Origin of the sequence: Psychrobacter nivimaris, from assembly GCF_904846365.1 — a bacterium.
Taxonomy (GTDB): Bacteria; Pseudomonadota; Gammaproteobacteria; order Pseudomonadales; family Moraxellaceae; genus Psychrobacter; species Psychrobacter nivimaris_B.
Genome location: NZ_CAJHAL010000004.1, coordinates 116,589 through 138,156, shown reverse-complemented (window position 1 = coordinate 138,156; position 21,568 = coordinate 116,589). Strand labels below are relative to the sequence as shown.

Here is a 21,568-nt window from a genome sequence, read left to right as displayed (position 1 = left end):
GTCATCGAAGCTTTTCATGCTGCTGGCCATTTGCTCAGCCAGTTTCTTGATGTCAGATTGGTTAGTCATTGCTTATTCTCCTGTTAGTGGATTATAAGCAGTTACACAAAGTTTGGGAAACTCTCAAGGTGTCAGACTTATGGTCTGGCACCTTTTTGTTTTTATCACTACTTTTGAAATGAAAAACACGTCCTAACACATGCTAGCGATGACTATTAAATCTCCAAACCTACTGCCAGCTTCTTATATTCTCCAGCAAGCGAGCCACCACCTGAGCAAAAATAGTTCAGTGCATATTTATCTGGGCTGTCGATGATGAGCTTGTCGTCCTTAAATTGGAAAAAAGCAGTGCTGCCATTTACCTTTGCCTGAAAAATCATACCATGAGCAGTATCTTGGCCCATCAATGTCGCCTTACCATCGAAGTAACAAGTAGGTTTTTTAATATCGCTGCGTGAACGAACTTTAATGTCAATCTGATCACCATCTGCTCGTACCATCACGCCAACCCAATCATAGCCTTGTGCTCGTTTGTCATAGTCTGCAGAAGCGTAATCCGCTGAAACCTTGTCTCCAAGAATATTGTTGTTACTCATTGGCATGGCTAGTGTTTCACTAGTGACTATTTTAACAGCGCTGTGGCTATCACTATTCACCGTAGGCGACATACTATTACAGCCTGTTAAAGCAGCTAGGGTAGAGGTCATCATTAATAGCCCTACAATAGAACGAAATTGATTGTATGAAGTATTCATATAAGGGCCTTTGGTCAAGTAGGAGGGTAAGATTTGAATAGTAGCGAGATGATGAAAGTATCATTGATACAGCAAACTTTATAACGTACAAACAATGGTACAGCCTACCCAAATCATAGTCTACTTAATAAACCTGTCAGCAATTACTCAACCCATTTTATTCTTAATAATGCAAAACGATTGCTCCTATCACTTATGCCAACTTCACTAGTCGATAAGCTAATTCGTCACTAAGCGTTTGCTATTTATGCTGCTAGCATAGCTTGCATCATCCCGACAACCGAACTCAAAAGATTGTAGGCCCTGTGATGATGGTCAAGATTTTGACAAAACGCTTCTACTACTTTTATCGAGAGCATCATGCAAAAAAAATTCCAACAAATCAGCATTGCTAGCATTCAATCAACTAATAATAAGCCTGTAAAAGCGCGTGTACTTGCCAGCAGCGGCATGCTCGCAGCAGCGATTATGATGACAGGCTGCAGTCCAACAGAAGCGACGCAAGATGACGCGACGAATAATGCAAGTGGCGAGACGCAAGATGTCAATCTACTCAACGTTTCCTATGATGTGTCTCGCGACTTTTATAAAGACTACAACACCTTATTCAGTACCGACTATCAGAAGACTCATCCAAATAGCAAAGTAAATATCAATCAGTCGCATGGTGGCTCTAGTAAGCAAGCGCTTTCTGTCGCCAATGGTTTGCAAGCGGATGTAGTGACTTTTAACCAAGAGAGCGATATGAATCTGTTGGTGGAGAAAGGTTTGGTCGCTGCTGACTGGCAGCAAGCACTACCAAATAATGCTGTGCCGTATACTAGCACCATGGTATTACTGGTCCGCGCTGGTAATCCAAAAAATATCAAAGACTGGTCGGATTTGGCACGTAATGATATCGATGTGGTCATCCCGAACCCGAAAACCAGTGGCACGGCGCGTTATGCCTTCTTGGGTGCTTATGGTTATGGCTTGCATCAATTCAAAGAAAGCAGCAGTGACAACCCGGTTCAAACCAATGATTTTATCAAAAAGCTGCTGGCAAACGTGGTTACTTATGACAATGGCGCACGCGCTGCAACGACCAGTTTTACTCAGCGTGGTTTGGGTGATGTGCTGATCACGACCGAAAACGAAGCACATTTGGCTGCACAGCAATTTGCAAAGGGTAACGTTGATATCGTATATCCGAGCTATTCGATTACGATTGCCAACCCAGTAGCGGTCGTAACGGCAGTGACTGATAAATCTGGTAAGACGGAAGCGGCTGGTACTTATCTAAAAGGCTTATGGGATAAGCCTGCCCAAGAGCTCATGGCAAAAATGTACATGCGTCCAAGTGATGAGCAAATTTTAGCTGCTCATAAAGATACTTTGCCTGATATTGAAACGTTTGAACCTGTGACTGTGTTTGGCTCATGGGCAGAGATTATGGATGCTTTCTTTGTAGATGGTGGCCGTTTTGATCAGCTGGCAACCACGAAGTAGCCATTTATTTTTGATTTATAGAACTATCTATCTTAGCTGCTTTCAGTAAAACACGGACAAGATAGATAGGGCGCATGTCGGTATTAAAACCATCAATAAACAAACAGTCAGTTATACATATAGATTCTTTTAACAACTTATTGATATGTCTAGCTTTGTTTACTAGTTATTCCCTTTTGGCAATAACATACGCATATTCATCATTAAACATAATAAGATGGCGCTGTTAGCATACTTGCATTACACAACAGACATCTTTGAGGTATTTATGACAGACGTAGCTCGTTATCAACAGAAAAGTAAAACTCTTAGTGCCTTGAGTATTGCTGGCGTTGCTTTGACACTTGGTCTTGCTGGCTGTAGCAACAGTGAGACTACTGAGGTCGCAGCTGATGGTTCAGCGACGACAGAAGGGCAAAATATCGAGCTACTTAATGTCTCATACGATGTGGCACGTGATTTCTATAAAGACTACAACCCATTGTTTGTTGAGCACTATAAAGCTGAAAACCCAGACAGCAATATCCTAATCAAACAGTCACATGGCGGCTCAAGTAAGCAAGCACTGTCTGTGGCTAATGGTCTACAAGCCGATGTTGCTACCATGAACCAAGGTTCTGATATTGAGCTGCTTGAGAAAAAAGGCTTGGTTGAGTCAGATTGGGAAAGTAAATTCCCAGACAACGCGGTTCCGTTTACTAGTACGATCGTATTTTTGGTACGTAAAGACAATCCAAAAAACATCAAAGACTGGGAAGACTTGACCAAAGACGGTGTTGAGATTGTCATGGCCAATCCAAAGGTGACGGGTAACGGTCGTTATGCATTCTTGGGTGCATACGGTTATGGTCTACATGCTTTTAATCAAGATGAAACAAAAGCTAAAAGCTACGTAAAAGACATGCTAAAAAATGTCAAAGTCTATGAAAACGGCGGACGTGCCGCGACAACGACTTTTGTACAGCGCGGTATTGGTGATGTGTTGGTCACGTTTGAAAACGAAGCCAACCTTGCAGCGACTGATTTTGGCGCGGGTCAAGTAGACATCGTGTATCCAAAATACTCAATCAAGTCAGAGAGCCCTGTGGCAGTTGTGAAGACGGTAACAGATAAAAAAGGCACTACAGACGCTGCCAAAGCGTATCTTGATTACTTATGGAGTGAGCCGGCTCAGCAACTAGCGGCCAATCTATATCTACGTCCTAGCGTTAAGAGCGTGCTTGACAAAAACGGTGACAAATTACCGCCAGTTGAGACTTTCCGCCCGAACGATGCCTTTGGCACATGGGATGAGATCATGAGCACTTACTTCAGTGATGGTGGTGTATTTGACCAATTGGCAATTAACGCGCCTCAGTAATCACTTGCTGAGTACTTAGAGCAGCTACTGCGCTAAACACTGAAACGGATTAACTCAGTTAATCGTACAGTCAGTCATGAAACACCCCATAAAGGACATGGTCGTACGCACTATGTCCTTTATATCATAAGCCGACCAATAATAATTTTGATAACAATGGTAATAATGGTCTTACAGTGAGCACTTTCGCTAAGTACCATCAGTTAGGCAATAGGACATCACTATGAGTGCAACATCTTCTTCTGCCAGTAAGCCCGGCAACAAAAAAGGTTGGCTGACCCGTTTGCGTCAGCGCAATGTGCTACCCGGGTTCGGTCTGAGCATGGGTATTACTGTCTTTAGCTTGTCGTTATTGGTGGTACTACCGTTTGCTATGATGGCCTATACCACGACGCAGATGGGTTGGACTGGCTTTTGGGAAACCATTACCCAGCCACAAGTCACTGCCGCTATCAAGCTGAGCTTATGGATGTCGTTTTTGGCGATGCTGACCAATATGGTATTTGGCACACTAGTCGCATGGGTACTTGTCCGCTATGAGTTTTGGGGTAAGTCACTGATTAATGCCTTAGTCGATTTGCCATTTGCACTACCAACCGCCGTTACGGGTATCTCGCTTGCCACTTTATATGCACCTAATGGCTTGATTGGTCAATGGTTTGCCAAGTTCGATATTCAGGTTGCCTTTACGCCGATAGGTATTTGGCTCGCACTGGTTGTGGTGAGCTTTCCCTTTATCGTCCGTGCGGTGCAGCCAGTACTTGCTGAATTATCGGTTGAGTTTGAAGAAGCCGCTGCAGTATTGGGCGCCAATCGTCTCACGACATTTCGTAAAGTGATCTTGCCAGAGTTATTGCCTGCCTTGCTGATGGGTGCAGGCATGATGTTTGCCCGCGCCACTGGCGAATATGGCTCGGTTATCTTTATCGCGGGTAATATTCCAATGCAATCAGAGATTTTGCCGCTTATCATTATCAGTAAGCTTGAGCAGTTTGACATTCAAGGGGCTTCTGCGGTTGCACTATTTATGCTACTCATATCATTTGTCATCTTGCTGACCATCAATATTATGCAGTGGAAACTGTCGCGCCGTGTAGGAGCTCGCTAATATGCAAATATCTAATAGCTACGACTACCAAAGCAACGCTGCGACCAAAGATACCCCATGGATACGCCGTACCTTTATTGCCATTGCTGTGTTATTCATGATTGTCATGTTGGTCATTCCATTACTGGCTGTGTTTTACGAAGCCTTTAAAAATGGTTGGCAGCTATATATTGCTTCATTAGTAGACCCTGAAGCTTTGCAAGCCATCAAGCTGACGCTTATCACGGCAGGAATTGTCTTACCGATTAATATGGTAATGGGCATTGCGATTGCATGGTTGGTCACGCGCTATCAGTTTAAAGGTAAGCAGCTGGTCACCACTTTGCTAGATTTGCCATTTTCGGTATCACCAGTGGTTGCAGGTTTGATGTTTGTGCTGCTGTTTGGACTGAACTCTACTATTGGCGGCTGGCTTGAGAGTATGGGTTTTCAGGTCATATATGCAGTACCTGGTATCATTTTGGCTACATTGTTTGTGACCTTTCCTTTTGTTGCGCGTGAGCTGATTCCATTGATGCAGACTCAAGGCGACTCTGAAGAGCAAGCAGCGTTAACATTAGGCGCGACTGGTTGGCAGACTTTTTGGCATGTGACATTGCCTAATATCAAATGGGCGCTGCTATATGGTTTGATTTTGACCAATGCCCGAGCGATGGGTGAGTTTGGTGCGGTCAGTGTGGTTTCCGGTCACATTCGCGGCGAGACCAACACCATGCCGCTATTGGTTGAGATTGCCTATAACGATTATAACTTTACCGCTGCGTTTGCCTTATCGAGCATATTGGCTGCATTGGCCTTAGTGACGCTACTGATTCAGCAAGTCATGACCAAGATACAAGAGCGTAAATTTGCTAAGTCTGAGCGGCTTGCCAGCGCACCTGAGCTGCCAGTGAGTGCTAACGCAACGGTCAATACTGAATCGACGAGTGCGGACAGTACTGGCAAGGTATAACTGCCATTATCTGATAAATGATGTTAATACTACGGATGCAGTCGCTACTCAGCTACTTGCCACGATACGACAAAAGATATAATAAGAGATACGATTATGAGCATTGAGATTCGCAACGTTAATAAAAAATTCGGCAATTTTACCGCTTTAGACAATATCAATATCACGGTGCCGACTGGCAAGCTGACGACGTTGCTAGGTCCATCAGGCTGTGGTAAGACTACCTTGCTACGTATTATCGCAGGTCTAGAGTATGCTGACTCAGGACAGGTATTGTTTGATGAGCTGGATGTGACCAATACCCCAGTCCAAAAGCGCCATATTGGCTTTATGTTTCAGCATTATGCCTTGTTTCGCCATAAAAATATCGCGGACAATGTGGCCTTTGGATTGACCTTGTTGCCAAAAAACGAACGCCCCAGCAAAGCTGATATCAATAAGCGTGTGGCAGAGCTCTTAGACCTCGTACAGCTACCACAAGTTGCCAATGCTTATCCGCATCAGCTATCAGGTGGTCAGCGCCAGCGCATTGCATTAGCACGTGCACTTGCTGTCAAACCGAAGCTGTTGCTGCTAGATGAGCCGTTTGGTGCACTAGATGCCAAAGTCCGTAAAGAGCTGCGCACATGGCTAAAAAACATCCACCACGAGCTTGGTATCACCAGTATCATGGTAACGCATGATCAAGAAGAAGCCCGTGCGGTATCAGATGAGATCGTCGTGATGAATCAGGGCCGAGTAGAGCAGGTGGGCACGTCAGAGGAGTTGATACACCAGCCAGCCAACGCATTTATCAGCGATTTCTTAGATCTTGTATAAGTATTTGACCTAGAGGGTTTTAGATATCAATAGTTGAGCAAAAAAAAAGACCTACGAAAGTAGGTCTTTTTTGGTCTGGAGCATTGCCGCAGATTTATGGTCTTAAACGCTTTTTATAAAGCACAGTTAAAGAACCAAAAATCTAAGCGGACACAAGCGGACAATAGTATCTAAGCAAGATCCGATACATCTCTACTAGTGCCGCTAGGAGTGATTTGCTCGTAGGTGATGTCTAAGATATCTTGACACCAATCTGGTAAATCATCAGCGACCTCATACCACATCCAAGTACCATCACGCACACAGCTCAAAATACCCAATTTTTTCAAATGGTTTAGGTGGCGTGATATTGTTGGTTGTGGCTGGTCAAGCATATCTACCAAATCACCCACGCAACGTGCTTCTTTTTTAAAAAGAATTTGAAATATTTTTAGACGTGTCGGATCAGATAGGACTTTGAATAAATCGATAGGTCGTATCGTAAAATTATTATCAGACATAGGAGAATTCCAATGGGCTTCGTTAATAGGGGTTCAATATAACAGCAGTTATCTACAAAATCGATTAAAAAATAAGCAAATTTACAGTTCATCGTCAATTCACTACCTTTGACAATATTCGGTTACACGCACACTTATATCCGCTTACATAAATGAAATGCCTGTAATACAAGGATACTGTCTCAACGAATAAATATATCGAATGTGATTGAAAATGATAATAATTATCGTTATTATACTGCAAGCGATAAACGTGATTTCAACGACTAAGTTTTCATTGCTAAAAAACAGTAAATTATCCTTTTATCAATGACACTTATCACAAAGGTTTTTATATAAGTGTCGTATGCTGTCATTATCGAATAGTGGTATTCCGAGGAGCCAATCCATGTACGTATGTATCTGCAACAACGTAAAAGAAAAGCAAATCAAAGCAGCTATTGCTGCAGGTGTTGATACGCTCGATGGTCTAAAAGATACGCTCGATGTAGCAACGTGCTGTGGCTGTTGTGAGCCGATGGTCAATGACTACCTAGACGAACACCATGCAAAACTCGACAATCTAGCATACGCTGTTTAAATATTATCAATTATATACCTTGTAATATAATACGATAAAATATATTCAATATTCTGCATCTAACTTTATTATACCTAAAGGGTCGGGTGCAAGCGTCCATATAATCTCACTCAAACGCCAACATGTTACATAACACATATCAATACTAGTTGTAGCTAATTATGATTCTCAATTAGCATCTTATTCTTAGTTCATAACGTTACACCCTATACTGCGCCTGTATGCTACTATATTTACCTAAGATTAGAAGCCATTTTATTGATTTTGATTTTACTGATCAGTTTGCCAATTATGCTATCCTTATATGATAAATTGTGGATGTATGGTGATCGGTAAAAATAAATAGGGGAGTACGCGTTATGATAGGTAGCCAGAAAGTCATTGATTATTTGAATTTCTTACTAGGTGGTGAGCTTGCCGCTCGTGACCAATATTTTATTCATTCAGAGATGTACGCTGAGTGGCACTATGGCAAGTTATACGACCGTATCCATCATGAAATGGAAGACGAAACGCTACACGCACAGAATATCATTCGCCGTATCTTGATGTTGAGTGGCACGCCAAAGATGTCGGTCGACGCTATCCATATTGGTGCGACTGTTTCTGAGATGTTGCAGTTTGACCTAGATTTAGAGTACCAAGTACAAAAGCATCTAAAAGAAGGCATCGCACTTTGCGAAGCAGAGCATGACTATGTCACGCGTGAGATGTTGGTCGAGCAGTTGAAAGATACCGAAGAAGATCATGCGCATTGGCTTGAGCAGCAGCTCCGTCTCATCGACATGATTGGTCTACCGAATTACCTACAAAGCCAAATGGCTGAAGTCACTCCTAATATTGTCTGATATCATCCTACATATAAGTAGCATTCACAGTATTTAGCATAAATAACAGAGATTAAGGGAGAAAGGTAATGACAGGGGATAAAGAAGTTATTCGCGCGTTAAATAAAGTACTTGGGCAGTCATTGATTGCCATCAACCAGTATTTTTTGCATGCACGTATTGCACGTCATTGGGGATTAGAGGCGCTTAATGACTCATTATATAAGCAGTCTATTGCTGAGATGAAATGGTCAGATGACCTAATTGCTCGTATTTTACTGTTAGGCGGTTTGCCAAACTTGCAGGAACTGGGCAAGGTATTGGTTGGTGAAGATGTACCAGAAATTATCGAGTGCAACTTACGTCTTGAGAGACAAAAGTTCGATATTATTACCGATGCCGTCACCTTGTGTGAAACAAAGTCTGACTATGTCTCTCGCCAGCTATTAGTCACGTTAAAAGATGGCAATGAAGAGTATGAAGATTGGTTAGAGACGCAGCAGGACTTAATCGAGAGTATTGGTGTAGAGCGCTACATCCAATCGCAAATGAGTGATGATGACGCATAATAGTATTTATTATTGATGTAAGTCGTAATAAAAAGCCAGTATAAGATTGATAATCCAATCACATACTGGCTTTTTTCTTTCTATAGATAAGCTGTTTTTAACATTTTGGCTATACAGAATAGAGACTTGTCGTACGTAAAATCTCACTCAATAGAAAGCTTATCTCGATTGAAGACACACCCTAGTATAAACCGCGGCCATCCTCAGGTTTCAGACGTAAAAAATACAGCCCCGAGAGAATGGTCAAAATACCCAATATCCAATAAGTGGTTTGGAACGCCACTAACGTATCCATCTGCAGACGCTCACGTAATAAATTCAATACAGCAGCACCGAACGCAATACCAAAGCTAATCGCCAACTGCTGATTGACCGCCATTAAGCTATTGCCACTACTGGTTTGTGTGCCCTGTAAATCGCCAATCGTAATCGTATTCATCGCACTGAACTGCATAGAGTTGCAGGCACCCATGATGGTCAGGATGGGTATAAACCATAGCCACTGCGAGGCATCATTAAACTGCGCTAGCACAATGATAAGCGAACCCATAAACAAGGTGTTGTAGACCAGCACTTTACGGTAGCTAAACCGCTGAATAATCTTGCTAACCCAAGGTTTGATACCTATAGCACCCACTGCAATCGGGGCAAGCAACCAACCTGCCTGCGAAGGTGAGTACTCAAATACCACCTGTAGTAATAAGGGCAGCAAAAATGGTACTGCACTGATACCAAGTCGCGTAAATAAATTACCTGTAATACCGATTCGAAAAGTACGAATATCAAACAAGCTGAGTGGAAACAGGGGAGCTGCTCGCCGTTTGGCATGCCAGATGTACGCGCCGATCAATAGACTTGCACCTAACCCGAGTAATAGCCCATAAATCCCGCGACCTGTCTGTGAACCAAACTCGACAGCCAGTGTGAATCCGCAAGCAGCGGCGGCAAACAATACAAACCCTGTCCAATCAAGACGCTTGGTATCTTCATAGAGTGCTGGAACCAGTTTTTTGCCCATGATAAAACCTGCCACACCCATCGGTATATTAATCAAAAATATCCAATGCCAGCTGGCATACTGCACGATATAGCCGCCCAATACCGGACCGACCAGTGGTGCAACCAACGCTGGTATTACAGCAAAATTCATCACAGTGAGCAGCTTATTGCGCGGATAAGACTTGACCAATATCAAACGAGCGACAGGCGTCATCATGGCACCACCGATACCCTGTACCACACGTGAAGCAACCAAAAAGTCTAACGTTTGCGACGCCGCGCACAGTAATGAGCCAACACAAAAAATGATGACCGCGGATAAAAATACGCGGCGTGTGCCATACTTATCCGCTAAAAAACCACTGATAGGTATAAAAATCGCTAGGGTCAATGCGTAGCTGATGACTGCCCACTGCATCTTTAGTGGTGACTCACCCAGTGCTTGCGCCATTTGCGGTAAGGACGTGTTTAAAATAGTGGCGTCCAAAATCTGCATAAATAGCGCTACCGCTAGTACGTAAGGTAGGTATTTATCTTGAGTTGGGGTGAGCGTTACCATGTGAGTCCCATTGAACGTCTCGTTATGGAATAAGAAAATAGCAGATTTGCGAACAGATCACTATGCAAGCTGAGTAGTATAAGAAAGCCTGGCTCAGAATAAAAGTGACTCAAAGTAACTGATATAAGATAACTTATATAAGAGCAACGATGCGAAAGGTAGCTAATAAAAAGGCAAAGAGGTGAAATAAGACAAAAAATTCGATGCGTGCTAATAGCTCGTCTCTATTTACTTTGGCATTAGAAACACAACATTGATTACAAGAGAGGACTTTAATATCGTTATGAGTTCTCGCTATAGTAAACCTTCGCGGCAGTCATAAATACAAACCGAGGATAAATTATGAGTCAAGATAATAATAAATACGTACCACCAAAAGTTTGGACGCAAGATAAAGACAACGGCGGCAAGTTTGCTAGTATTAATAGTCCAACGTCTGGAGCTCGCTATGATAAAGAGCTGCCCGTTGGTGATGCTCCGTTACAGCTGTACTCGTTAAATACACCAAATGGTGTTAAGGTAAACATACTATTAGAAGAGCTGGCCGAACTTGGTATTGATGGGGCAGCATATGATGCCTATAAAATCGATATTTCTAAAGGTGAGCAGTTTGGCTCAGGGTTCGTAGAGATAAACCCCAATTCAAAGATTCCAGCCTTGGTCGATCATTCTACTGATACAGCAGAGGGGCCGATAGCACTCTTTGAGTCGGGTGCTATCTTAATGTATCTAGCAGAAAAGTTTGATAAGTTCCTACCACTGGCTACTGGCAAAGCGCGAGCAGATTGTTTGTCTTGGATTATGTGGCAAATGGGTAGCGCGCCTTTCTTAGGTGGCGGCTTTGGACACTTTTATGCGTATGCGCCTGAACCTCTAGAGTACCCAATCAACCGCTATACGATGGAAACCAAGCGTCAGCTCGATGTATTAGATACGCATTTAAAAGATAATGAGTACCTGTGCGGCAATGATGAATCTGATTACAACATTGCGGATATGATTGTCTGGTCTTGGTATGGTCAGTTGGCACTAGGTAAGCTCTATGACGCGGCAGAGTTTTTGCAAGTAGAAGACTACAAACACTTGCAGCGTTGGGCTAAGAAAATCGCCGAACGTCCTGCGGTCAAACGTGCAGTAGCGCTAGAGCTAAAACCAATCGACTAAACTAAGTACTCAGTACAGCTTAGATCTAACAGTACAGTTTAAGCATAAATAAACCTTAAACAGAGCAGCAAGGCTGATAAGCAAATAGCTTATCAGCCTTTTTATTTATATTCATAAAAATGAATATAATGTATGCTAGGTCTTTCTTTTGTCTTTACACAATGATACATTAGTACAACAGATAGAAACACTAGTGCGTTAAGATAGCCGAGCACCATTACAATAGACAGGTGTTTATACTTCTTCTACTGAAAGGTGATGATTATGAAAGACAATAATTATATAAACAATATGTCGCTATCAAAAGGCGTTGATTTAACTGGTGTTAGTAGGTCAGGGATTACCTATGACGATAATAAGTATGATGACAATAGCTATAAAGATAGTGCCCAGTTTAATAAAAATCCCAAAAACATCATTGTAGAGTATTACTCAGAAAACATACCTAAAAAAATAAAAGAACAACCCACCTATATGATAAAAAATAAAATATTACTGCCTGTACTTGCAGCGCTTAGTACCGCTTTATTTAGTACCACCAGTATGGCCAATACATCGACTGAGTTTACTAGTCAAGACTGGCAAGTCGCTTGTGATAATACGCGTACGTGCCGGCTGGCAGGGTATCAAGCAGAGAATAACAGTGAGTTTCCGGTTTCTATATTGCTCGTACGCCGTGCAGGTGCAAATGCTGGCGTGGATGGTAAAGTAAAGCTTGGCGGAGCAAAGGACAGCTCGTCTAAAGCCTTAATGCAGCTTGGTAATCGTCATCGCATCTCGTTGTTTATTAATGACAAGGATTATGGTGAGACGAAGCCGTATTCAGCCGCTGCAGGTAACGCTGAGCTTACTCAAGCGCAGGTAACTGCATTGTTAGAAGCTTTGACCAAATCTAGCAAGATTACGTTGGCCTTGCGCAATTCACGTTGGCAGCTCTCTGACAAAGGTGCCAGTGCTGCTATGCTAAAAGCCGATGAGTTCCAAGGTCGCGTTGGTACATCCAGTGCTTTTATCAAAAATGACGATGCTGCTAAATCTAGTGGCGGTATATTACCTCCCAAAGCCGCGCCATTACTGCAGTTCATCGTTCCAAGCGCCAAAGCGGACGATGGTAATGACAAAAAGTTTGTAATGAGGTCCTCTCAGTTGGCAGCGTTGGTAAAAGGCACAATGAAAGATGCAGACAGCGTTTGTCCCAATCTTTCAGACAAATCACCTTGGCGTATCAGTCGTCTAAATGGCTCTCAGCTGTTGGCACAGCATGAGTGCTGGACAGGAGCTTATAACGCTGGAGCAGGGGTTTGGATAATCAATGACAGTAAACCTTATAAGCCAACGTTGGTAACGACCAATGCTACTGGCTACGATAAAGGTAAGCTTACCTCTGTACAAAAAGGTCGCGGCATCGGTGATTGCATGAGCAAAACCGATTGGCTATGGACGGGCCGTGCATTTGAAAAAAGCCATGAAAGCACCACAGGACTTTGCCGCTTAATCGAGGCGGGCGGGGCATGGCAGCTACCTACTTATGTCACAGAAGTCAAAGTAGTACGATAGATAAATAGTGAGTAGCTCATTTGCTTTAGTTATTCAATTCTGCTGTAGTTATTAAATAAATCACCTAAACTTGTTTATTATCAACACTGTTAGTGCTTATTTACTTAGTAATTGAAGAAATAGGTACATATATTTTTTTATTGTGCTATACTGCGTCGCCACGTTAGCTTAGGCTTTCGTGAATTATGAGATTGATAACATCGCCTGCGATTTTGGGTCTAGGATGACCATAAGTAATTGTTGCCGATGATTTTGTGTACTTAAATAACCTTTTAAAAATATCCGTTATTTTTGACTCATATCTTATCTACTGGCCTATAACTAGGGTCTAGATTGGTTGCTGTTTGCCTTTATCTGCTTTGGACAAAGCATTGATAATGAGCGTATATCAAGCAAGGATAAGACACTCGGCACTACCACCAAAATACGTCAGACAGCACGAACGCATTTATTATAAAGACGCTAAGCTCTATTGGCTTGGTTTCTAATTATCGACAATTTTATATTGCTCGGTAATGCTAATAAGAGCAGCGTGGTGAACGGTTATCAGTGGTATGCATCAAGTTTGCTGAATTTACAGCAACTTATACTTACCAAGGATTCTTATGACTGACATCTTATCTGCAATCGCCGCTGAAAACGGCATCATCGAAAGCACTGACACTCCAAATACTGATAATAATACTCAAGCGGCTGCTACTGACGCCACTGAAGAAAACAAAATCACCTTTACTGATCTTGGCATTGCTAAGCCAATTCTTACTGCGCTTGATCGCAGTGGCTATACCAATCCAACCCCTATTCAAGAACAAGCCATTCCTTTTGCTCTAGCAGGTCGTGACCTTTTATTGTCAGCGCAAACGGGTAGTGGTAAAACAGCGGCTTTCGTTATCCCTGTACTTGACCGTTTGAGCCGTGCTACTAGCTTTGACAAACTAACCAAAGCACTTATCCTAACGCCAACGCGTGAACTTGCTCAGCAAGTACATGACAGCGTTCGCACTTATTCTAAAGATATGCGCGGTCTATTTTGTGTACCACTAGTTGGCGGCGCACCATACAACGGTCAGATCACTGCTTTGAAAAAGGGCGTTCAAGTAATCGTTGCAACTCCTGGTCGTCTACTTGACCATATCAATGCAGGTCGCGTTGATTTGTCAAACCTAGAAGTATTGGTACTTGACGAAGCTGACCGTATGCTAGACATGGGTTTTGCTGATGACATCAGTGACATCCTTCGTGCAGCGCCAATCGATCGTCAAACGATCATGTGTTCAGCAACTTGGGATGGCCCAGTAGGTAAAATCGCTGCCAGCTTCACTAAGAACCCTGAGCGCGTATCAATCAAAGTAGAATCTGCACACATCGAAGAAAAAGTGTACTACTGTGATGATTTTGATCACAAAAACCGTTTACTTGATAAAATCGTTTGCCAGCAAGATATGGAACAAATCATTATCTTTGCTGCTACCAAACGTAGCACTGAAAAACTGGCTAAGCAGCTACAAGAAGCGGGCCATAAAGCAAGCTTCCTACATGGTGACTTGCCACAGAGCAAGCGTAACCGTATCGTTCAAGACTTGCGTAATGGTAAAGTAAAAATCCTAGTAGCGACTGACGTTGCTGCTCGTGGTCTAGATATCCCAGCTATCTCGCACGTTATCAACTATGACTTGCCGCGTCAGACTGAAGATTACGTCCATCGTATCGGTCGTTGTGGTCGTGCTGGTCGTACTGGTGTTGCTATCAGCCTATGTAGCATGGATGATCGTCCACAGCTTAACGCTATCAACCGTTATTTAGATCGCAAAATGGAAGTATGTGTTATCGAAGGTATGGAGCCTAAGAAAACTTACGTACCTAGCGAAAACAAAGGTAATGGTCGTGGCCGTGGTCGTGGTCGTTCTAACGGCGGTGGCGGTCAAGGCCGTGGTCGTTCTAACGGCGGTGGCTATGCTGGTAAATCTAGCGGTGGTGGTCAAGGTCGTGGTCGTTCAAGCGATAGCAACACTGGTCAACGCGCTAGCAATGACAGCGGTTATCAAGGTAAGCCACGTGACACGTCAGGCAAACCGAATGAGCGTTCAGGTGGCAAGCCGTATCAAGGCAAGCGCACTGGTGGCCCAAGCCGCGGTGATAGCAATGGCGTTCCACGTGGTGAGCGCGCTGCAACTGGTCGCGGTCGTCCAAGCGGTAGCCAAGGTCGTCCAGCTGGTCGTTCTGACAGCCGTGGCCAAGGTCGTCCAAACGGCGGCAACCGTGGTAACAACTCGTAATACAGCTATATTTGACGATTAAAATCGTTGATTCATTAATCGTCTAAAGATAGCACTAAAAAGGCCAGATACTTGTTATCTGGTTTTTTTGCGTTTACCTGTTTTATATTGCTCAATAACGGGCGTATGACGTTACGTGTCTAGCCGTCACCTTGCCATTTATCCTGTCAAATACTACTCGGCAAATCCTAGCTAATATTTGATGGCTGCTTGCAGGAGTTTTTTGCCTTGTCTATACTGATTTACTTTTGCCCGTTGTAACTCTTGGAGCGCCTTGATGCCTGCCACCTCAAATTTAGCAATTGATAATTTGCCATTAGCCTTTGGCATTATCATGGCCATTATTGGTCTGGTTTTTTATACCCAAGGCTTGCCGGGTAAGTTTTGGCGTCGGTTTTATGCCGTACTACCTGGTATTGTGCTTTGCTGCTTTATACCAGCCACTTTAAACAGTTTGGGCGTGTTTGCCGATGGTGTTGGTTCGCAGATATATGGCTTTACTGCCACTTACTTACTGCCAGCAAGTTTGCTATTGATGACCTTATCCATGGATGTGCCTAAAATACTGGGCTTAGGCTGGAAAGCGATCGCTATGTTTTTTGCTGCCAGTATCGCTATCGTCATCAGTGGTCCAATCAGTTTGGGAGTCGCTAAATGGGTATCGCCTGCCATGTTTACCGATGATACTTTATGGCGTGGGTTTTCTGCTGTAGCAGGTAGTTGGATTGGCGGCGCGGCCAACCAAGCAGCGATGAAGGAGCTGTTTGGGGTCAGTGATGATTTGTTTGGTATGATGATTTTGGTCGATACCACCAATGCCTCGCTGTGGCTGTTAGCTATCTTAGTAATGGCAAAACATAGCGATAAGATAGACCGCTTTTTGCGAGCTGATACGAGTAGTATTGATAAAGTAGTCAAAGCAGTCGAGAGCTATGAGCGTGATCATGCCCGCCCAGCCACTATCAATGATTTGATGGTGATGTTTGGCTTATGCTTTGCGATGGTCGGAGTGGCGCACTTTGTCGGTGGCCAGATTGCAGATTTCTTTGCCCCTTATAGTTGGGCCGTTCAATATAGCTTTGCCAGCTCGTTCTTTTGGATGGTGGTGATTATCACTTTAATAGGCGTCATCTTTTCATTTACTAAGATTCGTCGGCTTGACCATGTGGGTGCATCAAAAATCGGCACCGTATTTATCTTTGTATTAATCGCCGCGATTGGTATGCAAATCAATCTGGCTGGAATCGTCTCACAGTGGCGACTATTGCTTATCGGTTTACTATGGATGAGCATCCATGTCGTTATCATATTTGCCGTTGCTAGAATCATTCGAGCACCGTTCTTCTTTTTGGCAGTTGGCTCTAATGCCAATACGGGCGGTGCTTCTTCTGCACCGATTGTCGCCACAGCTTTTCATCCATCGCTAGCGCCTGTTGGCGTGTTCTTGGGTATTTTAGGTTACGCAGTAGGGACATTTGGTGGTTATATCAGCACCCAATTGATGCGCTTGGTTGTGTCTTAATGTCTAAATTTTCAGTTCTTGCTGAACAAAACCCGCCTTGATGCGGGTTTTTTATTATTAATGATTGGGTGACTTGAGTTATCGTTTTGTCTATCTATGCTATTGATATGTAAGCCTAGCCATGGCCACACATGAGTACGTGTTAACCTTTCTGCTAATTAAATAAAGACAACTAATCAAGTAAAGAAAACTAAGCACGTTAGGAATAAACAACGATTCGATAGGAACAATAACGCTATGGCAAATTCAGAAAAATTAGAAGAAAAAACAAGTAAAACAAGCACAGTGAGAAATACCCTTTATAACCCTGACCAAGATAATATTCAGGTCAGAGGTGCGCGCGTACACAATTTGAAGAACGTTGATGTTGACTTACCTCGTAATGCCTTGGTGGTCTTTACTGGTATCTCAGGCTCAGGCAAGTCGTCATTAGCATTCGGTACACTATTTGCCGAGTCACAACGCCGTTATCTTGATTCTGTATCGCCTTATGCTAGACGACTGATCGATCAGGTTGATGAGCCAGATGTTGATTCTATAGAAGGGTTACCACCAGCAGTCGCCTTGCAGCAGAAGCGAGGTACGCCTTCAGTGCGCTCGTCCGTGGGTAGCGTGACGACGATATCCAATGGCCTGCGTATGCTGTACTCACGCGCAGGGGAGTATCCTGCCGATCTAGAGATTCTATACGCCGATGCATTCTCTCCTAATACGCCAGATGGTGCTTGCCCGACTTGCTCAGGTATTGGTCGCGTATTTGAAGTCACTGAAGAGCTGCTGGTACCAGACAATACCAAGACCATCCGTGAGCGGGCAATTGCGGCATGGCCACCAGCGTGGCAAGGTCAAAACCTTAGCCGTATATTGACTACATTGGGCTATGATATCGATAAGCCATGGCATACATTGCCGAAAAAGAAGCGTGATTGGATTTTGTTTACGGATGATACGCCAACAGTGCCTGTCTATCCTGAATACAACATTGAGCAAACGCGCGATGCGATCGAAAAAGGCGAAAAGCCAAACTATATGGGTACTTTTACCAGTGCAAAAAACTTCATTTTGCACTCTTTTGCCACCACTCAGAGCCCGCGTACTAAAAAACGCGTCTCGCAGTTTATGCAGATATCTGAGTGCCCAGAATGTCATGGTAAAAAACTAAAGAAAGAATCGCTATCGGTTAAGTTTGCAGGACTCGATATCGGAGAGCTATCACAGCTAACGCTAACTGAAATGGCACAAAAACTGGAAAAAACCGCTCGTACCAAGGTAGCCGATAACACACCAAACCGCGAAAAAGCCATCGTTGCCCAACGTATCGCCAGTGATATTCTCTCTCGTGTTGAAGCGCTGACAAGGTTAGGGTTAGGATATCTCTCGCTTGAACGTACCACACCGACACTCTCTCCTGGTGAATTACAGCGACTGCGTTTGGCCACTCAAATTCGCTCGCAGCTGTTTGGCGTGGTGTATGTTCTTGATGAGCCATCAGCAGGTCTGCATCCCGCTGATACTCAAGCATTACTAGGTGCATTGGATGAGCTAATCGCAGCTGGGAATTCAGTATTTGTTGTTGAGCATGATGTTAGTGTCATCAGACATGCTGACTGGGTAGTCGATGTCGGGCCAAAGGCAGGCACGCATGGTGGCGAGATTGTCTATAGTGGCCCTATAGATGGACTTCGTGAGATTGAACAGTCGCATACTGGTCAATATCTATTTGCCAATGCTACGTCCAACGCACAGTCAAAATCTAACACAAGGCAGCCAGCAGCCTGGCTCAAGCTTGCCAACATCGAGCGAAATAACATCACAGGATTAGATGTTGAGTTTCCGCTTGGGGTGATGACCAGTGTCACAGGGGTCTCGGGCTCAGGAAAATCAAGTCTCGTCAGTCAAGCGTTAGTAGAACTGATCAGTGAAGTGTTGGGGCAAAAGACAGTCACAGAATCGCCTGTCGGTGAGGCGGACTTACTTGAGCAGGAGCTTGAGTCAGTAACTGGCGGTGAAATTGTCGCTGGTATGGAGCACGTCCGTCGCCTTATTAATATTAATCAAAAAGCAATTGGTCGTACACCGCGATCTAATTTGGCAACCTATACTGGTTTGTTTGACGATGTACGCAAGCTGTTTGCGGCCACCAAACAAGCAAAATCTCATGGCTATGATGTTGGCAGGTTCTCCTTTAACACCACAAAAGGCCGCTGCCCAAATTGCGAAGGTTTAGGGTTTGTCAGTGTTGAGCTGTTGTTTCTGCCCAGTGTCTATGCGCCTTGTCAGGTATGTCATGGTCAACGCTATGATGATGAAACGCTGGCAATCACTTATCGAGATAAAAACATCGCTGAAGTATTAAACTTAACGGTTGAAGCGGCTCATGAGTTTTTTGCTGATGAGGCACCCATTTTACGTGCATTAGAGGCGTTACTACAAGTTGGACTTGGCTATTTACGTCTGGGTCAGCCTGCTACCGAGTTATCAGGCGGCGAAGCGCAGCGGATTAAGCTTGCCACCGAGCTGCAGCGTGTGCAACGAGGCGACACGCTATACATATTGGATGAGCCAACCACAGGTCTACATCCTGCTGATGTGTCTATGCTCATGACACAGTTAAATGGTCTCGTCGATGCGGGCAATACCGTCATCATGGTTGAACATGATATGCAAGTGGCGAGCAATAGCGATTGGATCATTGATATCGGGCCAGAGGCTGGAGATGCGGGCGGAATGATTGTTGCTCAAGGTACGCCATATGATGTTTCTCAGTCAAAAGACAGCCGTACTGCACCGTTTTTATTGGTGTAATGGTGCTATATTTATATCAGTGTCTTTACATCAGTACACGTTACTGATGTAAAAATGAGTACTAGAAATAGAATTTTTCTAGGGCGTGTCCTCATTTTAAAAATGGTGATAAAAATGAGATAAATCGCAGTCAAACAAGGAAAATAGCGCAGATAATATCGAGATATTAGTCAGCTATTTGACGCCGTTTGGCAAGATTTAGCCATTTTTAACCCATTTAGATGACTATCGATTGAATTGAGGACACGCCCTAATACTCATTTTTTTATAAATATAAATAAATGTCTATACAGATGTCTCTTGCTGCACCTGCAAACGCTCGATTCTATCTAGATAACTATGTCCTAACTCTGGCTCTGCCGAGGCTATCCAGGCGGCATATCCTGACAGTGTATTTAAAGTCTCATCAGCGCGTAATGTGCCGCCTGCCTCTAAATTATGAACGGCTGCACGCAACATTCTTTTGATTTGACGAGATACCCTAGGTACGCCTTGTCCATTGACCACCATGCCTGTCACTTGTTGCTGATTGCCTTTACGAATCACACGTGTCTTATCATTATTTAATGCAAAACCTTCTTCGCGTAATATCTTATGAACTGAGCCGAGCAGTTGCCCGATTAGCTTGTTGTGCTGTGTATCGGCTTGTTTCTTTGCGGTGCTGGTCGTGGCTTTAATCGTTGTTTTAACCTTCAATTTGGGTTTGGTGTCTTCAATAGTGGGAACACTAAAGGTCAAATCATCGGCGTAACGGCTATAACGTAGCCCCAACTTTTCTGCCAACCCTGTCAAGCGGCGGTCTAGATTTAAGCAAACGATGTTCGTTAATGCAGGACTGGTAGGTGCACCTTGCGGTAAAGCTCTATCGCCCAATGCCACATAATAGGTGATGCCATCTTGCTGTACCACTTGCCTAGGCGATTCCGTACAGAGTAATGCCAGTAATGTCGCAATTTGCTCTGGGTAGCCAGCATGACGAAAAACCCCTTTGACACGGCGCCAGCTGACACTAGGGAAGAAGTCTTTGACATCTAGCTTAATAATCAGCTCGCTATTGCTATGTACTGCCGCGTTGGTCACGATAGATTTACCGCGTACAAAGCCATGGGCGGCACCATGCGTCGTTAAGTTATTCAAAATATTGTGCAAAATCCAGCGTTGTACAAACTTCAAACGTGGTATCGGCGACCATATTTGACGCGCTGTGCCATTGCGTTTGGCAATAGTGAAATGCGAATAAGACAGATTGGTGGCAACCTCTCTTTGATAGCACAATCCTTTTAACTGCGGGATGGTAAGGTTAACCGCTTCTGCCAGCTCATTATGTTTACGCAGCAGTGGCAGTTTGTTTTCAATCAGCCGATTGGCCGCGTCTTTGATATCCCATTTATCGGTACTGGTATCGTCCGTCCAATATACATGACGGCCAAGATAAACCATGTGATGCGCTTTGTATGCTTGCCAAGCAGCTTTTTTGAGACTTTTTTCTTCAGCCGCCTCTTTTTTCAAAGCTTTTTTATAGCGATCCCGTTCTTTTGGGCTCATGTTATCGACAGGTTGACGCTCGACCATAAAGCCTTGACTGACTAGCTGCTGCTGAACATATTGGTAACGTCCGCCCGCCAGCTCAATATCTTGCCATAGTTGCTGCCACTGACGCTCAAAAGAAGTGGGTACTGGCTCAGGGCTGATGTAATCGTTATGGTTGGCTGTGTGTGTCGTCATACC

Annotated in this window: 17 protein-coding genes and 1 pseudogene; 13 read left to right on the top strand and 5 right to left on the bottom strand. The window is 43.8% G+C overall.

The window, feature by feature from the left end; all coding sequences use genetic code 11:
• Both JMX63_RS14700 and JMX63_RS03450 read right to left on the bottom strand, forming a co-directional pair.
• Nucleotides 1–69, bottom strand: a pseudogene (locus JMX63_RS14700) (transposase); the annotation flags it as partial.
• A 146-nt stretch (nt 70–215) separates the two neighbouring features.
• A complete protein-coding gene (locus JMX63_RS03450; protein ID WP_201570955.1) occupies nt 216–755 on the bottom strand; it encodes a hypothetical protein in 540 nt (179 codons plus the stop codon).
• A 360-nt stretch (nt 756–1,115) separates the two neighbouring features.
• Between JMX63_RS03450 and JMX63_RS03445 the strand changes: the two genes are divergently transcribed.
• The 5 genes from JMX63_RS03445 (at nt 1,116) to JMX63_RS03425 (ending at nt 6,482) form a co-directional block, all read left to right on the top strand.
• Nucleotides 1,116–2,243, top strand: coding sequence for a sulfate ABC transporter substrate-binding protein (locus tag JMX63_RS03445; RefSeq protein WP_201570954.1), 1,128 nt, complete (start codon nt 1,116–1,118; stop codon nt 2,241–2,243).
• Between the two features lie 268 nt (nt 2,244–2,511).
• Entirely contained in the window at nt 2,512–3,603 is a 1,092-nt protein-coding gene (locus JMX63_RS03440) for a sulfate ABC transporter substrate-binding protein (RefSeq protein ID WP_201570953.1), read from the top strand.
• Nucleotides 3,604–3,826: 223 nt separating this feature from the next.
• Nucleotides 3,827–4,711 carry a sulfate ABC transporter permease subunit CysT gene (cysT, locus tag JMX63_RS03435; protein ID WP_057760265.1) on the top strand — a complete coding sequence of 295 codons (885 nt, stop codon included), beginning with the start codon at nt 3,827–3,829 and terminating at the stop codon, nt 4,709–4,711.
• A 1-nt stretch (nt 4,712) separates the two neighbouring features.
• Nucleotides 4,713–5,663, top strand: a complete 951-nt coding sequence (cysW, locus tag JMX63_RS03430; RefSeq protein ID WP_201570952.1) for a sulfate ABC transporter permease subunit CysW — start codon at nt 4,713–4,715, stop codon at nt 5,661–5,663.
• Nucleotides 5,664–5,759: 96 nt separating this feature from the next.
• Nucleotides 5,760–6,482: a sulfate/molybdate ABC transporter ATP-binding protein gene (locus JMX63_RS03425; RefSeq protein ID WP_082624600.1), complete on the top strand. Its 723-nt coding sequence runs from the start codon at nt 5,760–5,762 to the stop codon at nt 6,480–6,482.
• Between the two features lie 170 nt (nt 6,483–6,652).
• Here JMX63_RS03425 and JMX63_RS03420 read toward each other — a convergent pair whose 3' ends face one another.
• A complete protein-coding gene (locus tag JMX63_RS03420) occupies nt 6,653–6,982 on the bottom strand; it encodes an ArsR/SmtB family transcription factor (protein WP_102090733.1) in 330 nt (109 codons plus the stop codon).
• A gap of 388 nt (nt 6,983–7,370) precedes the next feature.
• On the opposite strand from JMX63_RS03420, the gene JMX63_RS03415 reads away from it, so the two are divergent.
• From JMX63_RS03415 to bfr (JMX63_RS03405), 3 genes are all read left to right on the top strand, one after another.
• Nucleotides 7,371–7,562 carry a (2Fe-2S)-binding protein gene (locus JMX63_RS03415; protein WP_101205900.1) on the top strand — a complete coding sequence of 64 codons (192 nt, stop codon included), beginning with the start codon at nt 7,371–7,373 and terminating at the stop codon, nt 7,560–7,562.
• Between the two features lie 359 nt (nt 7,563–7,921).
• Nucleotides 7,922–8,410 (top strand): bacterioferritin, encoded by a 489-nt coding sequence (gene bfr, locus JMX63_RS03410; protein WP_160021721.1) that lies wholly within the window; start codon nt 7,922–7,924, stop codon nt 8,408–8,410.
• 68 nt (nt 8,411–8,478) lie between these two features.
• The gene (gene bfr / locus JMX63_RS03405) at nt 8,479–8,958 is read left to right on the top strand and encodes a bacterioferritin (protein ID WP_057760255.1); all 480 of its coding nucleotides are present in this window, start codon (nt 8,479–8,481) and stop codon (nt 8,956–8,958) included.
• Nucleotides 8,959–9,139: 181 nt separating this feature from the next.
• Here bfr (JMX63_RS03405) and JMX63_RS03400 read toward each other — a convergent pair whose 3' ends face one another.
• The gene (locus JMX63_RS03400; protein WP_201570950.1) at nt 9,140–10,516 is read right to left on the bottom strand and encodes a DHA2 family efflux MFS transporter permease subunit; all 1,377 of its coding nucleotides are present in this window, start codon (nt 10,514–10,516) and stop codon (nt 9,140–9,142) included.
• 342 nt (nt 10,517–10,858) lie between these two features.
• On the opposite strand from JMX63_RS03400, the gene yghU reads away from it, so the two are divergent.
• The 5 genes from yghU (at nt 10,859) to uvrA (ending at nt 19,840) form a co-directional block, all read left to right on the top strand.
• Nucleotides 10,859–11,680 carry a glutathione-dependent disulfide-bond oxidoreductase gene (yghU, locus tag JMX63_RS03395; protein ID WP_160021722.1) on the top strand — a complete coding sequence of 274 codons (822 nt, stop codon included), beginning with the start codon at nt 10,859–10,861 and terminating at the stop codon, nt 11,678–11,680.
• 264 nt (nt 11,681–11,944) lie between these two features.
• On the top strand, nt 11,945–13,237 hold the full coding sequence (locus JMX63_RS03390; protein WP_227673222.1) for a DUF1176 domain-containing protein: 1,293 nt from the start codon (nt 11,945–11,947) through the stop codon (nt 13,235–13,237).
• A gap of 605 nt (nt 13,238–13,842) precedes the next feature.
• Nucleotides 13,843–15,513 carry a DEAD/DEAH box helicase gene (locus JMX63_RS03385; protein ID WP_201570940.1) on the top strand — a complete coding sequence of 557 codons (1,671 nt, stop codon included), beginning with the start codon at nt 13,843–13,845 and terminating at the stop codon, nt 15,511–15,513.
• Between the two features lie 277 nt (nt 15,514–15,790).
• Complete coding sequence (locus JMX63_RS03380) at nt 15,791–17,035, top strand: DUF819 family protein (protein WP_102093581.1); 1,245 nt, start codon at nt 15,791–15,793, stop codon at nt 17,033–17,035.
• A gap of 237 nt (nt 17,036–17,272) precedes the next feature.
• Nucleotides 17,273–19,840 (top strand): excinuclease ABC subunit UvrA, encoded by a 2,568-nt coding sequence (gene uvrA / locus JMX63_RS03375; protein ID WP_201570938.1) that lies wholly within the window; start codon nt 17,273–17,275, stop codon nt 19,838–19,840.
• A 285-nt stretch (nt 19,841–20,125) separates the two neighbouring features.
• Here uvrA and JMX63_RS03370 read toward each other — a convergent pair whose 3' ends face one another.
• Nucleotides 20,126–21,565, bottom strand: coding sequence for a reverse transcriptase family protein (locus JMX63_RS03370; RefSeq protein ID WP_201570936.1), 1,440 nt, complete (start codon nt 21,563–21,565; stop codon nt 20,126–20,128).
• Nucleotides 21,566–21,568 lie beyond the last annotated feature (3 nt).